The 12543-nt window shown below is 69.3% G+C and carries 12 protein-coding genes and 2 pseudogenes; 8 read left to right on the top strand and 6 right to left on the bottom strand.

Going from position 1 to position 12543, the window contains the following annotated elements; translation table 11 throughout:
- Positions 1 to 6 precede the first annotated feature (6 nt).
- Together AB0M79_RS02590 and AB0M79_RS02585 are read left to right on the top strand one after the other, a co-directional pair.
- Positions 7 to 681: a response regulator transcription factor gene (locus AB0M79_RS02590; protein ID WP_364207075.1), complete on the top strand. Its 675-nt coding sequence runs from the start codon at positions 7 to 9 to the stop codon at positions 679 to 681.
- A 35-nt stretch (positions 682 to 716) separates the two neighbouring features.
- Positions 717 to 944 carry a hypothetical protein gene (locus AB0M79_RS02585; RefSeq protein WP_364207073.1) on the top strand — a complete coding sequence of 76 codons (228 nt, stop codon included), beginning with the start codon at positions 717 to 719 and terminating at the stop codon, positions 942 to 944.
- A gap of 14 nt (positions 945 to 958) precedes the next feature.
- Here the strand turns inward: AB0M79_RS02585 and AB0M79_RS02580 are convergent, their stop codons facing one another.
- Both AB0M79_RS02580 and AB0M79_RS02575 read right to left on the bottom strand, forming a co-directional pair.
- Positions 959 to 3436 carry an FtsX-like permease family protein gene (locus tag AB0M79_RS02580; RefSeq protein ID WP_364207071.1) on the bottom strand — a complete coding sequence of 826 codons (2478 nt, stop codon included), beginning with the start codon at positions 3434 to 3436 and terminating at the stop codon, positions 959 to 961.
- 53 nt (positions 3437 to 3489) lie between these two features.
- Positions 3490 to 4200 (bottom strand): ABC transporter ATP-binding protein, encoded by a 711-nt coding sequence (locus AB0M79_RS02575; protein WP_364207069.1) that lies wholly within the window; start codon positions 4198 to 4200, stop codon positions 3490 to 3492.
- 956 nt (positions 4201 to 5156) lie between these two features.
- Here AB0M79_RS02575 and AB0M79_RS02570 point away from each other — a divergent pair.
- A complete protein-coding gene (locus AB0M79_RS02570; RefSeq protein ID WP_364207067.1) occupies positions 5157 to 5918 on the top strand; it encodes an ISAs1 family transposase in 762 nt (253 codons plus the stop codon).
- On the opposite strand, the gene AB0M79_RS02565 is transcribed toward AB0M79_RS02570, so the two are convergent.
- The gene (locus AB0M79_RS02565; RefSeq protein ID WP_364207065.1) at positions 5890 to 6030 is read right to left on the bottom strand and encodes a hypothetical protein; all 141 of its coding nucleotides are present in this window, start codon (positions 6028 to 6030) and stop codon (positions 5890 to 5892) included. The two genes, AB0M79_RS02570 and AB0M79_RS02565, sit on opposite strands and share 29 nt — an antisense overlap.
- A gap of 391 nt (positions 6031 to 6421) precedes the next feature.
- Between AB0M79_RS02565 and AB0M79_RS02560 the strand changes: the two genes are divergently transcribed.
- Positions 6422 to 7846 carry a phosphatase PAP2 family protein gene (locus tag AB0M79_RS02560; protein ID WP_364207063.1) on the top strand — a complete coding sequence of 475 codons (1425 nt, stop codon included), beginning with the start codon at positions 6422 to 6424 and terminating at the stop codon, positions 7844 to 7846.
- Positions 7847 to 7901: 55 nt separating this feature from the next.
- On the opposite strand, the pseudogene AB0M79_RS02555 reads toward AB0M79_RS02560, so the two are convergent.
- From AB0M79_RS02555 to AB0M79_RS02545, 3 genes and pseudogenes are all read right to left on the bottom strand, one after another.
- Positions 7902 to 8045: pseudogene (locus tag AB0M79_RS02555) on the bottom strand (IS256 family transposase); the annotation flags it as partial.
- A 687-nt stretch (positions 8046 to 8732) separates the two neighbouring features.
- Positions 8733 to 8846 (bottom strand): annotated as a pseudogene (locus AB0M79_RS02550) (IS5/IS1182 family transposase); the annotation flags it as partial.
- A 99-nt stretch (positions 8847 to 8945) separates the two neighbouring features.
- Entirely contained in the window at positions 8946 to 9134 is a 189-nt protein-coding gene (locus AB0M79_RS02545) for a hypothetical protein (protein WP_364207641.1), read from the bottom strand.
- Between the two features lie 89 nt (positions 9135 to 9223).
- Here AB0M79_RS02545 and AB0M79_RS02540 point away from each other — a divergent pair, with 89 nt between their 5' ends.
- From AB0M79_RS02540 to AB0M79_RS02525, 4 genes are all read left to right on the top strand, one after another.
- Positions 9224 to 9649, top strand: coding sequence for a hypothetical protein (locus AB0M79_RS02540; RefSeq protein ID WP_364207061.1), 426 nt, complete (start codon positions 9224 to 9226; stop codon positions 9647 to 9649).
- Positions 9650 to 9892: 243 nt separating this feature from the next.
- The gene (locus tag AB0M79_RS02535) at positions 9893 to 10540 is read left to right on the top strand and encodes a hypothetical protein (protein ID WP_364207059.1); all 648 of its coding nucleotides are present in this window, start codon (positions 9893 to 9895) and stop codon (positions 10538 to 10540) included.
- A complete protein-coding gene (locus tag AB0M79_RS02530; RefSeq protein WP_364207057.1) occupies positions 10456 to 11652 on the top strand; it encodes a glycosyltransferase in 1197 nt (398 codons plus the stop codon). The genes AB0M79_RS02535 and AB0M79_RS02530 overlap by 85 nt, the downstream gene beginning before the upstream one ends.
- Complete coding sequence (locus AB0M79_RS02525) at positions 11649 to 12296, top strand: DUF998 domain-containing protein (protein WP_364207055.1); 648 nt, start codon at positions 11649 to 11651, stop codon at positions 12294 to 12296. Before AB0M79_RS02530 ends, AB0M79_RS02525 begins: the two co-directional genes overlap by 4 nt.
- Positions 12297 to 12543 lie beyond the last annotated feature (247 nt).

Raw genomic sequence — 12543 nt, 5'->3', positions numbered from 1 at the left:
CGCCTCATGGCCATCCGCGTGGTCGTCGCCGACGACCAGGAGATCGTCCGTACCGGGTTGACGATGATCCTCGACGCCCAGCCCGGCATCGAGGTCGTGGGCGAGGCCGCCGACGGCGGCCGGGCCGTCGAACTGGCCCGGCACCTGCGCCCGGACGTGTGCCTCTTCGACATCCGCATGCCCAATATGGACGGTATAGAGGCGACCCGCCGCCTTGCCGGGCCCGCGGTCGCCGATCCCCTCGCCGTGGTCGTCATCACCACCTTCGACCTCGACGAGTACGTCTACGCCGCGCTGCGCGCCGGTGCGCGCGGGTTCCTGCTCAAGGACTCCGGTACGGCCCTGCTCACCCAGGCCGTGCACGCCGCCGCCGAGGGCGACGCGCTCATCGCCCCGAGCATCACGACCCGACTGCTCACGGCCTTCGCCGACGCGGGACCGGCCGCGCCGCCGAGGCAGCCGGTCGACGCCCTCACCGACCGGGAGGAGCAGGTCCTCGTCGCCGTCGCCCGCGGTCGCACCAACGGCGAGATCGCCGACGAGCTGCACATCAGCCTCAGCACCGTCAAGTCCCACATCGCGAGCCTGATGGCCAAGCTCGGCGTCCGTAACCGGGTCGAGATCGCCATCTGGGCGTACGAGACCGACCGGGTCAGGAAGGGGCTCGGACCGCCGAAGTAGGGTGACACTCTCGATCAGGTATCGGAGGGCGCCACGTGGCGGTCGGCAGCGCACAGCGGCGTGGGGAACGCCTGCCCCGGATCGCCGCGTCGTTCCGTCAGCCGGAGGTCGAGGCGGCGCTGGACCTGCTGGAGTTGGCCGACCTGGCATGGCACGACTGCTACGGGCCGCAGGAGTTGTGTCTCCCGCCGGACGTGCTCGAAGACGTACTCGTGCTTGCCGACGGCGATCTCGCGGCGCTGGCACGGCCTTCTGATCCGTAGGCAGGACCTGCGCATCAGCGGTCCCGGCCCGCCAGGTCGAGCACTGGCACCCGGGAGACCCGGAACGCGGGCCACGCTGCAGCGACGACGCCGGCTGCGACTGCAACGACGAGCGTCACTGCGAGGCGGGGCCATGGTACGACGACGGATGGGATCTCCGCGCCACCGGTGACGTCGATCAGCGTCCAGCCGAAGCCGACTGCGACGGCGATTCCGATCGATGCTGCCACGAACGACAGGAGTGCCATCTCGAGCCGCACGATTCGCCGCAACTCGCGGCGAGTCGCGCCGACCGCTCGCAGTAGCCCGAGCTCTCCAGAGCGTTCATTGATCGCGAGTGCCGTGGTGTTGGCGACTCCGAGGAGCGCGATGAAACTCGCGAGGAGGAGCATCCCGTCGATGAAGTTCCGGAACGCGGCGATTTCGCTCCCGCTGTTGGCGACGTGTTCTGCCCGGGTCTCGAAGAACGACCCGGGCGTGGCTCGGACCAGCGCCCTCACGTCTTCTTCGGCGTCTGCGGCCACTCCGTCGGCGAGGTCGACGAATAACAGAGCGTCGAGCAGGCGACCGACCAAGGCGTCGAGTGTCGCACGGTCGACGAAGTACAAAGGGGCTTCGAAACCGCCGGTGCTCCTCGCGACCACGGCAACGATCGGCGCCTCGAGTGTCGAGCTTTCGAACTCGATCGCGAGGGTGCCGCCGAGCAGCGTCGGGTCGTCGCCGACCACGGCCACGCCCCCCTCGCTCAGGTCGGCGAGGTCGCCGGCGATCGGGTCGAGGTCGAACATGGTGGGCAGCGCTGTCGGGTCGATGCCGCCGATCGCCTCGGCTTTCCCTGCCGCGATTCCTTCGGCGATCGACAGCGCAGCGACTGCGTCGACGTCGGGCAGCGCTGCGATCCGGCCGGCCAGGGTGGGGTCGATCGTCGGGAAGTCGACGGTTGCCGACGTGACCACCAGGTCGGCCTTCAGTCCGTCACGAACGTCCGTCCTGACCGCGCTCGTCAGGGAGCTCGCGAAGATCGCGAACATCGTCACCATCGCGGTGCCGAGCATGAGCGCGAGCGCCGTCGACGCCGATCGACGAGGGCTGGCAGCCAGGTTGCCCGCTGCGATTGAGCCACACACACCGGCGGCGCGGCGGGCTACCTGAGCGCTCCCACGCGCTGCGGCGGTCACGATCGCCGGGCCGCACAGCACGAGCGCCGGGATGATGGCAGCGACGAGCATGATCCACGTCGCGCTCGAGCGCACCACAGCCACAGCTCCTCCAGCGATCGCCGCTGCGGCGAGCACGAGCCCGCTCGCAGTTCGCGCCGGGCTCACGACCCGAGGTTCCGCCGCGCTCTCGCGCAGCGCCTCGATCGGCGGTGTCGCCGCCGCGCGGCGAGCCGGGATCCATGCCGAGAGGATCGTTGCGCCGATACCGACGGTCGCGGCGACCGCGATCGAGGTCGTGTTCACGACCGGCGGCCCGGTGAGCAACGTGACCCCGGCGAGTCCGACGAGCCAGCGCAGCGCGCCCACTCCCGCGACCCCGCACATGAGGCCGGCGAGCGTGGCGATCGTCCCGACGATCGCCGCCTCGATCACCACTCCGCCGAGCAGTTGGCGTCGTTGCGCACCGATCGCACGTAGTAGCCCCGACTCCCGTCGGCGGCGGGCGACGGTGAGCGCGAATGTGTTGAAGATGATCGTGACTCCGATCAACACCGCGACCACGGCGAAGGCCAGGAGGAACACGGTCAGGAACTGCAGCGGTGACGTCGCGGCGTCCTGCATCGTCCGGATGTGGTCGTGCCCGTCGATGACCTCGGCATCAGTCAGTGCCGACAATTGGTCGAGTACCTCGGCGCGGTCAGCGCCCTCCGCGACGTCAACGAGCACCTCCGTCGGCGCCGCAGTGTCGAGCCAGGCGGACACCGCTCCGTCGGGCAACAGCACCGTTCGCTGCAGTGGTGCCGCGTCCGCCGACGCGAACGTCGCGACACCGGTGATGGTCGCGTCGTGTATCCCCGTCGTGGTCAGGACCTGTACGACGTCACCCGGAGCCAAGCCTGCGTCATCGGCGAGCGATCGGTCGATCACGATCTCGCCGACCTCGATCGGTGGTCGCCCGCTCGTGAGCCGGAACGGATTGAGCGCCGGGTCGGCGACCCAGTTGCGACCGACGTCGCTCGCCGTGCCGGTTCCGACTGACGATCCGTCGACGACCAGCTTCGCGAAGCCGACCCATTGCGAGGCGGCGCCGTTGACGCCATCGACCGTAGCCACGCGCTCGGTGATGTCGGGATCCAGTGATCGCCGAACCGACCTTTCCGGATCTCCGGGCCCTCCGCCGGGCTCGCCGAGGACGACGCCCTGCACCACGGCGTCCATCCCGGCCAACGCTTCGGCGATGTCACCGGCCGCTCGGCCCCGCATCGAGTCGGACAGCACCAGCGTCGCGACGAGGAACGCCACCGACAGCGTGATCGCCGTGCCCGTTAGCACGAACCGACCCCGACTCGCGAGCACGCTGCGAGCCGCACTCCGTATCATCTGGCTCATCGCCCCAGGCCCTTCATCACGTCGATCACCGAATCGGCCGACGGGTGATCCATTACGTCGTGCACTCGGCCGTCGACGACGAACACGACGTGGTCCGCCCAGGCAGCGGCGTTGGGATCGTGCGTGACCATCACGATCGACTGGTGATGCAGATCGACTGCTGATCGCAGGAATCCGAGGATCTCCTGTCCGGACCGGGTGTCGAGGTTGCCGGTGGGCTCGTCGGCGAAAACCACCTGCGGCTGGGCGACCAGCGCCCGGGCGACGGCGACTCGTTGTTGTTGGCCACCCGAGAGCTCCGTCGGCCGATGATGCATGCGATTACCGAGGCGCAGCAGCGCCACGACCTGATCGAGCACTGCGGCACTCGGCCGCCGCCCCGACAACGTCAACGGCAGGCAGATGTTCTCCTCGGCCGTGAGCGTCGCCACGAGATTGAACGCCTGGAACACGAACCCGATCCGTTCTCGGCGCAACCTGGTCAACTCGCGGTCATCGAGGGCCGACAGATCGGTGTTGCCGACGAACGCGCGGCCCGACGTCAGCTGATCCAGCCCGGCGGAGCAGTGCATCATCGTCGACTTTCCCGAACCCGACGGGCCCATCACAGCCGTGAACTTCCCCGTTGGGAACGCGATGGTGACGTCGTCGAGCGCGACGACGGCCGACCCGCCGGAGCCGTATCGCTTGACGGCGCCGACGAGCATGGCTGCGGCGTCACCAGCGTTGGCTGGCAGCGCGCTTCCGCACTGTCGATCAACGACTGTCGAATCTAAACGTGAGGACACGAGATCTCCGATAAGTGATTGGTCAGGGTTCACCCGGTGCTCCATGAAACCGGTGGTGCTTCACGGCGTTGTCGTCGTTTCCCGGTCGGGTTCGGTGTGCACACAGGCCCGGCGGCACCCGCATCTGTCTCATCGAGCAGGCCTGCGTCACCGCCCGATGTCCGGATGCGGCGAGCGATCTGAGTTGGAAGCGCGTGCTGTCCCTGTTCACCATGCCGGTATGCCGGTTCGGCGAGCGGGGTTGGTAGCGCGGGCGTTCACGCCCGTTACCACGACCGCCGCCAGCGCCACCCACAAGCCAATCACCAACCACGGCACCCACCGGCCTGCCAACCGACCGGCCCGCGCTTCCCCGGACGGCGCTGCGTTGACTGCCATCAATAGCCCCCTACATGCGGGTTACGTCGCTTATCTGAGGCCTACTCATACCGAGCGAACCTGAGGCGACCGTTAATGCGCCGCTCAGGCCGGGTGGCCGAACCAGGTGCCCAGCGCACCCACCAGAGTGGTGGCGTCGAGGTACTGCCCGGCAGACAAGGCCCAGGCGACGCAGAGCACCAAGTCCTGCTGGTGGCCCAAGGAAAGATCGCCCCGGTCACCCAGACGGGTGGGAGTACGACGCCGGCGGCATGCGCACCGTACGTCACTGGCTCTAGCCGTCAGGGCCATTGCGTGTTCGGTCGGCAGCGGTTTGAGCTGCGGTTATGTGTGTGATTGACCTCTGCGGAGGCGGTCAGGGCGGGGGAGGCCGTCTAGGTGATCAGGGGAGTTCTCTACGCTTCCAGGACACTTTGAGGACCTCACCCGCGATGTCAGCATGCCCGATCCCGGTACTGTCCGCAGTCACCACCCCAACCGACGCTCCCATCCTCCCGGTGACCGACGGTGAACATGCAGGGTTGCTGCACGCGATGACGGCGGTTCCGGATCCCCGCAGCCCTCGCGGGCTGCGCTACCCACTTGCCGGGCTCCTTGCGGTCTCGGTAGGCGCGGTCATGGCCGGCGCGTCCTCGGTGACGGCGATCGCGGATTGGCTGCACGATCTGGACGACATCGCCCGGACCCGGCTCGGCTTCCGGCGTGGTGTGCCGGCGACCAGCACGATGTGGCGGTTGCTGATCCGACTGGACGCCGACCTGCTCGCCACGATCCTGGCGGGCTGGCTGCGCACCCGGACTCCGCCGGCCGCACCCCGTCTGCCGAGTTACCGGCAGGTCATCGCCATCGACGGCAAGACCCTACGTGGCGCCCGCCGCGCTGACGGCAGCCAGGTCCACCTGCTGTCCGCGCTGGACACCACCACCGGCATCGTCCTCGCGCATGTCACCGTGAGCGCGAAATCCAACGAAATCACCGCCTTCGCCCCGCTGCTGGACGCCATCGAACAGGTTCTGGGCAGACTGCACGGCCAGACCTTCGTCGCCGACGCACTACATACGCAGGTCAACCACGCCGCCGAGATCGCCGCGCGAGGCGCGCACCTGCTGATCCCGGTCAAGGGAAACCAGCCGACTCTGTTCACCCAACTCAAGGCCCTGCCCTGGGCACAGGTCCCGATCGGCCACCAGACCCGCGAGGCCGGTCACGGCCATCGCGAGACCCGAACCGTCAGGACTTGCGGGGGGAGACCGTCATGATGCCAATGCACATCTCGTCGTTGGTGCCGTCGCCCCACACCACGTAGCGCGGCGGCAGCTTGCTCAGCTGCGGCACTCGTTTGCGCAGCCCGGCGTCGTGCGTACACGTCACCCATCTTCAGGTCGACGAACCGCTCGCCGGCGCGCAGCGGCTGCGGGGGAGCCGACGACCTGCCCGCGTGCGCGCTGTGCGAGCCGGCTGCGGCGGGCGCCGAACTGTTGTCGGCGTCCGCCCCGCAGGCGACGACAGCGAACGCCGTCGCCAGCGCCATGGTGGCCGTGGCGAACCTCCACCGTGGATTCTCAAGATTCCTCATGGCCTGAAAGCTAGGACCGATTCCGTCCTGTTCCGTCGTACTGCGGTCGTCAATCTCGGGAGGGAGGCGGTACCGCGGTACTACGCCGCCTTCACCGCCCGCACGCCCATTAATCGTCGTCTCAGATTCGCTCGGTACGAAGTCGGCATCGAACAAGCGATGTAGCTCGTACCTGGGAGGCTGTTGATGGCAGTCGACGCGGCGCCGTCCGGGGAAGCGCCGCCCGGTCGGTTGGCCGGCCGGTGGGTGCCGCTGCTGGCGGTCGTCGCGGTCGGGCTCGGGTTCGGGCTGCTGGTGCTCCTCGTCCGGCTGCACCTCGAACCGCTGATGAGCGTCGACCGCGGTGTCGCCTGGGAGCTCAACGAGGTCGTGTCGCCCCGGTCGTATCTGGTAAACACGCTCAACGGGATTTCCCGGCTGGGCGGGCGGCCGGTCATGCTCTGGCTGGTTGGCGTCGCCGCGGTGCTGCTGCTGGTGCGCCGGCGGGTCCGCCTCGCGGTCTACCTGCTGGCCACCGCCGCCGGTGCGCTGCTGCTCGACCCGTCGGTGAAGTCGCTGGTCGGCCGGCTGCGCCCAGTGCTGGAGGCGCCGGTAGCGGCCGCGACCGGCAACAGCTTCCCGAGCGGGCACGCGCTCGGCTCGATGGTCGTCTACGGCGCCGTGCTGCTGGTGTTCCTGCCCGCGGTGCGCTACCGAAAGCTGTTCATCTCGGCGGTCGCGTTGGTCGTGTTCGCCATCGGCGTCACCCGGATCGCGCTCGGCGTGCACTACCTGACCGACGTACTGGCCGGCTGGCTGCTCGGCGCGCTGTGGCTGAGCGTCACGGCGTACGCGTTCCGGCTGTGGCGGCGCGAGGCGGGACACCCAGTGGCACCGCTCGACGAGGGCCTGGAGCCCGAGGCCGCCGAGGCGATCAAGCCGGCGACCGACTCCAGCCACCCGATCCCGCACCGGTGGGTCAAGGCCACCGAGATCCTAACCGGCTGGGTGTTCACGTTCGGCATCCTGTACGTCGTTGGCTACCTGCTGAAGAACCATACCGAGGGCACCTGGCTGGGACGTTTCGACGACGGCGTGGTCCGGTGGCTGCAGACGTTCCGCACTCCCACCCTGGACGACGTGAGCTGGGTGGGGAGCAAGGCCGGCGACACCCACGCCATCCTGGCCATCTCGCTGGTCTTCTGCCCCATCGCGCTGGCCGTGTGGCGGCAGTGGCAGCCGGTGGTGTTCGTGGCGCTTACCATGGTCGGCGAGCTCACCTTGTTTCTGTGCACCGCGGCCGCCGTCCAGCGGGACCGCCCGCCGGTGGCGCAGCTCGACGGCCCGATGCCCACGTCGTCGTTCCCGGCCGGGCACATCGCCGCCACGATGTGCATCTGGGTGGCGATCGCGGTCCTGGTCATGGGCCGGATGCACAGCCGGTGGCGCTGGCTTGCCGTGGTGCTCGCGGTGGTCATGCCGGCCGGCGTCGCGCTGTCCCGGATGTACCGCGGCATGCACCACCCGACCGACCTGCTCGGCGCCGCGATCCTGACCGCGTTCTGGGTCGGCCTACTGTGGTGGGTGCTGCGGCCCCACGTGCGCGCGGCGCCGGCCGAGGTGCACAGGTGACGCTGCGCTTCGTCAACTGGAACAAGACCGGCGGGATCGACCGCGGGCGCGACGGTTAGTAGGTATCGGCGGCCGGCCAGCGGTCACCGAACGTCATGGCGAAGGCGTTCAGCACAGGCTTCCATCGCATCGTCCATCGGGCGCGGACCTCGCGCCGGTAGCGGGCATTCCACGACTCGATCAGATCTGTTAAACAGATCGGACAACCAGGGCGGGTGCATCGGCGTAGCGTTGGCCGGTCGCCGCCCCGACCGAGTCGCGAAGTGTCGAAACCTGGGGATCAGGATAAACGACGCCGTTTAACGGGCCGGTCTGCCGAGTATCGTCGCCGGTCCCTTCTTGCGCCGTGTCTTCCGCACCCGCGCCTCGGTCTGGCTGGCGTTCACCCGGCCTGACGACGTGGTGCTGCGCATCCGCCTGGCCGGGCAACCCGCAACCGAGATCCAGGCCGGCACGGCCATCCCCGTACGCATCGGGTCGCGCTCGGGCTCGCACTCGCCGTCGTCACAGGTGACTCCCCGGGCGGCAGGTTCGCCGCGCGAAGCTTGTACGAGTCCCCGTTACCTCGGCGAGCCGACCGGTGCCCTACTGGTCGGACCTCGGAATCGGCACCTCCCTCCCCGCGTTTCCGGGCACACCGTCCGACGTGGCGACCTCAAGAATGAAGGCCTCCGCGTCATCGTCGATGTTGGGCCTACTCGAGTGGAGACGCGACGGTGGCGTAGCGTGGCTCCTGCCGCAAACCCGAATTCCGAGCAACACAGACTGCGCCGCGACAAATTCGCCGCGATCCCGCACAGGCACCAAGGCTCGAGTCAATCCTCCGAAGCTGAAGCGCATCTGACGGATCATGATCGGCTCCGGTCGGGTTCGGCGCGGAGCCAGATCATGTCGAGGCGATGGTTACTGTTGCCTCGTAACGGTCTTTGAGCTTGTCGTACCTGGTTGCGACGGCCCGGAACGGCTTGAGCCGGCTGAAGGCTCGTTTGACCAGGCTGCGGCCGTGTCCCTCAGCCAGCAGATGCAGTTTGGTGGTCAGTCCTTTCCGCGAGCGACCCAGCGCTTGGGCTGCCCGCGACTCGGCCGGACTCAACCCCCTTTACGAGCCCTCCGCAGCATGCTGATGCGCGTGCACGACGCTGGAGTCGACCTGCGCCCGCCAGCCCAGATCGCCACAGGCGTCCGCGTCGGTCTGCAACCGCTGCTCGATCCGCGCCCACGTGCCGTCGGACTCCCACCGGGCGAACCGGTCTTTGCCGGCCCGTACCGATCCGGGATCTGATCCCACTTCGCGCCGTTGGCGATCCGCCACAAGATCCCGTCGATCACCTGCCGGTGGTCCCGCGACCCGGCCCGTAGACGAGGGCGCTGTGGGAGATGTTCTCGGACCTGAGGGACCGCTTCGCCCACCGGTACGTCGCCTACCTGCTTGCCGGCATGGACGTCCGGAACGACCTTGGCGACGACCACCGGCTCGTCGGCATCCTGTGTCCGGACAGGAAGTTGACGCTGGAGCGGCCCGACCCGGACGTCGTTACCGAGGTGACCCGGTCGGCGGACCTGCTGCGCGAGGGTCGTGGGCTCCTGTTCGACCTCGTCGACCCGCGTGGAGGTCCGCGACGCCGCGGCCGCGTGGACCGCACGGGTCAAACACCGTCACCGCCCGTACGGACCGGGTGGACGTCGACCGCGTTGCTCATCCGGCCCGACGGCTGTGTCGCCTGGGCCTTGTCTGCCGGGCAGGACCTCGACGTCACCAAGCCGGTGGGTGCGCTGGGCATCCGGTTCGGCCACCCGGCCTGAGCGGCGCATTAACGGTCGCCTCAGGTTCGCTCGGTACGAATCAGGCGTCAGACAAGCGACGCAATCCGCATGCAGGGGGCTAGTGATGGCAGTCAACGCAGCGCCGCCCGCGGAGGCGCCGGTCGGTCGGTTGGCAGGCTCGTGGGTGCCGTGGTTGGTGATCGGACCCCGTACCACGGCGCTACATCGGCCGGCCCGGCGTAGGGACGACCGGTGCGGAACCTTCGGCCGAAGCTTCTCGGCATGGATCTGACACCGGCCGTGCTCGAGCACCCCTACCTGGTGCTCGGTCTCTTCGTGCTCGTCGAGGGGCCGGCCGCGACGATCACCGCGGGCACCCTGGTCGGCGCCGGCGCTGCGGCGTTCTGGCCCATCTGGGTGATCGTCGCGCTGGCCGAGGTGGTGGGCGACAGTCTGCTCTACCTCGTCGGCCGGTCGGCCCGGCGGCCCTGGGTGGCGTCCCTGCTGAGCAGGCTCAAGACGACGGCGCTGCTCGACCGGCTGGCCGGGATGTCACTGCCTCGGCTGGTGATCACCGCCAAGCTCGTCGACGTCTTCGCCCTCCCGGCGTTCGTGTCGGCGGGGCTCGCCGGGCTCCCGTACCGGAGATTCGCCGCCTGGGTGGGTGTCACCGCCGCCGTACGCGGCCTAGTGCTGATCGGTCTCGGCGCTCTGCTCGGTAGCCAGCTGTCCGGCCTGCTCGCACTGCCCGGCGGCATCTTCCTGCTCACCGCAGTCGTCGCCGTGCCGGTCGCTGTCTTCCACCTCGTCATGAAGCGATACCACCAACGAAAGGTAGTTGTCCCATGCGCATCCTCATCGGTGCCGACACCTACGCCCCTCACGTCAACGGGGCGTCCTACTTCGCCCAGCGTCTGGCCGTGGCACTGACCGCCCGGCACGAGGTGCACGTGGTCGCGCCGTCGACGGACACCCGCAACCATGCCGGCATGTCCAGCGACGGCATCGTCGAGCACCGCGTGCGTTCCTTGCCGGTGCCGGGCCACTCAGGTTTCCGGTTCTGCCCGCCACTGGGGCTGCGCGCGGCAGCCCGCCGGATCCTCGACGAGGTCCAGCCCGACGTGGTGCACGTGCAGAGCCACTTCCCGCTGTGCCGGGCGCTGGTCGACGCGGCGCACGAGCGCGGCTTGTTCGTCATCGCCACCAACCACTTCATGCCCGAGAACCTGATCCACTACCTGCCCATCGGCAACGCTGGCCGGACGAGGGCACACGAGTGGGCATGGCGCGACGCCGCCCGGGTGTTCGCCAAGGCAGACATCGTCACGGCCCCGACCCCGTACGCCGCCGCGCTCGCCGTGTTCTCCGGTGTGTCCGGGCCGGTCCTGCCCATCTCGTGCGGCATCGATCTCACCCGCTTCCGCGAGCAGGCGCCTGCGGCCGAGTTCCGATGGGCCTACAGCCTCGCGCACAAGCCCACCATCACGTACGTGGGTCGGCTCGACGCCGAGAAGAACCTCGACGTCGTGGTGCGGGCGTTCGCGCTGGTGCGGGGCTCCCTCGACGTCCAGTTGCTCCTGGTCGGCACCGGGTCCGAGGACCGGACGCTGCGGTCGCTCGCGGGGGAGCTGGGCGTCGTCGAGCATGTCACGTTCACCGGCTTCATCCCTGACGAGGACCTTCCCTCCGCATACGCGGCGTCGGCGGTGTTCGTCAACGCGGGCACCGCCGAGCTGCAGAGCCTGGTCACGCTTGAGGCGATGGCCAGCGGAAGGCCCGTGATCGGCGCCGATGCCGCAGCCTTGCCCCACCTCGTACGGGACGCGGAGACCGGCTACCTGTTCCCGCCCGGCGACGTTGTCGTGCTCGCCGAGCGACTGCTCACCGTGCTCCGCGACCCGAAACACGCGGAAGAGCTGGGGCGCCGGGCTCGTGCCGTGGCCGCGCAGCACGACCAGACCCGCACGGTGTCCGCGTTCGAGCAGCTCTACCGGATCCGTCCGGCCCGTGAGGCGCCCGCGCCCGTCGAGGTCGCCGCATGACAGCGACGATCGTCCGGGCGGGCGCCTCCCGCTGGTATCGCAACGTCCAGCTGAGCCTGGGCGTGGGCACGGCGGCCGGGGCGGGTCTGCTGCTGGTCGGCGATGTCGACCCGGTGGACGAGATGGTCAGCGAATCGATCCGGACCGTGCCGGGCGCCGTCCTGCTGGCCCTGGCGGCGTGTGGGCTCGCGGCAGCCGGCGCATGGCTCCTGGCCGGCGCCCGGCGTGTGCTGCCACCGGCTTGGCCCCTCACCGTGCTGCTGTCGGTGTGGTGCGTGTCCCTGGTCGCGGTGGTGGTGTTCCCCACGAACCTGCCGGGGACCGAACCGGGCGTCGCCGCCGGGGTGCATCGCTTCGGCGCGGCGCTGATGGCGGCGCTGCCACCGCTCTTCGCCCTGCTCATCGCCAAGCGTACCCGGCACGGGGCCGACCCGGCCCGGGTCCGCTGGCTACACGCGGCGGCGTGGTCCGCGTTCGCCGCGTGCGTCGCGTTCGCGGCGGTGAACGGGCCGGGGGTGCTGCTCGGCCAAGGTTATCTCCCGTTCGCCGGCCTGGCCGAACGGGTTCTGCTGGCGCTCGTGCTCGTCGTAGTCGGGCTCTGCGCCTGGGTGCTCGAAGGGGAGGAGCGGCCCCGATGGACCTGATGGCCATGATCGAGAACGCGCTGGCCTCTCCGGTCATCTATCTGGCGATCCTCGCGCTGGCGATCCTCGACGCGTTCCTGCCGTCGGAGTCGGTCGTCATCGCGGCGGCGGTCTTCGCCGTGTCGGGCATCCCGTCGCTTCCGCTGATCATCGTGTTCGCCGCGCTGGGCGCCTTCGTCGGTGATCACATCGGCTACCTCATCGGGCGCTTGTTGCGCGAGCGCCGTCCGGGCGACCACCTGATCCG

The organism is Polymorphospora sp. NPDC051019 (genome assembly GCF_040683055.1).
Lineage (GTDB): Bacteria > Actinomycetota > Actinomycetes > Mycobacteriales > Micromonosporaceae > Polymorphospora > Polymorphospora lycopeni.
Note: the sequence above shows the minus strand (reverse complement) of the source record. Positions and strands in the feature narration are given on the sequence as shown.

Coding starts and splice junctions, on each gene's coding strand:
- AB0M79_RS02590 (WP_364207075.1), top strand. CDS start 7: ATGGCCATCCGCGTGGTCGTCGCCGACGACCAGGAGATCGTCCGTACC.
- AB0M79_RS02575 (WP_364207069.1), bottom strand. CDS start 4,200: ATGCTCGTCGGCGCCGTCAAGCGATACGGCTCCGGCGGGTCGGCCGTC.
- AB0M79_RS02560 (WP_364207063.1), top strand. CDS start 6,422: ATGGCAGTCGACGCGGCGCCGTCCGGGGAAGCGCCGCCCGGTCGGTTG.
- AB0M79_RS02540 (WP_364207061.1), top strand. CDS start 9,224: ATGTTCTCGGACCTGAGGGACCGCTTCGCCCACCGGTACGTCGCCTAC.
- AB0M79_RS02535 (WP_364207059.1), top strand. CDS start 9,893: ATGGATCTGACACCGGCCGTGCTCGAGCACCCCTACCTGGTGCTCGGT.
- AB0M79_RS02530 (WP_364207057.1), top strand. CDS start 10,456: ATGCGCATCCTCATCGGTGCCGACACCTACGCCCCTCACGTCAACGGG.
- AB0M79_RS02525 (WP_364207055.1), top strand. CDS start 11,649: ATGACAGCGACGATCGTCCGGGCGGGCGCCTCCCGCTGGTATCGCAAC.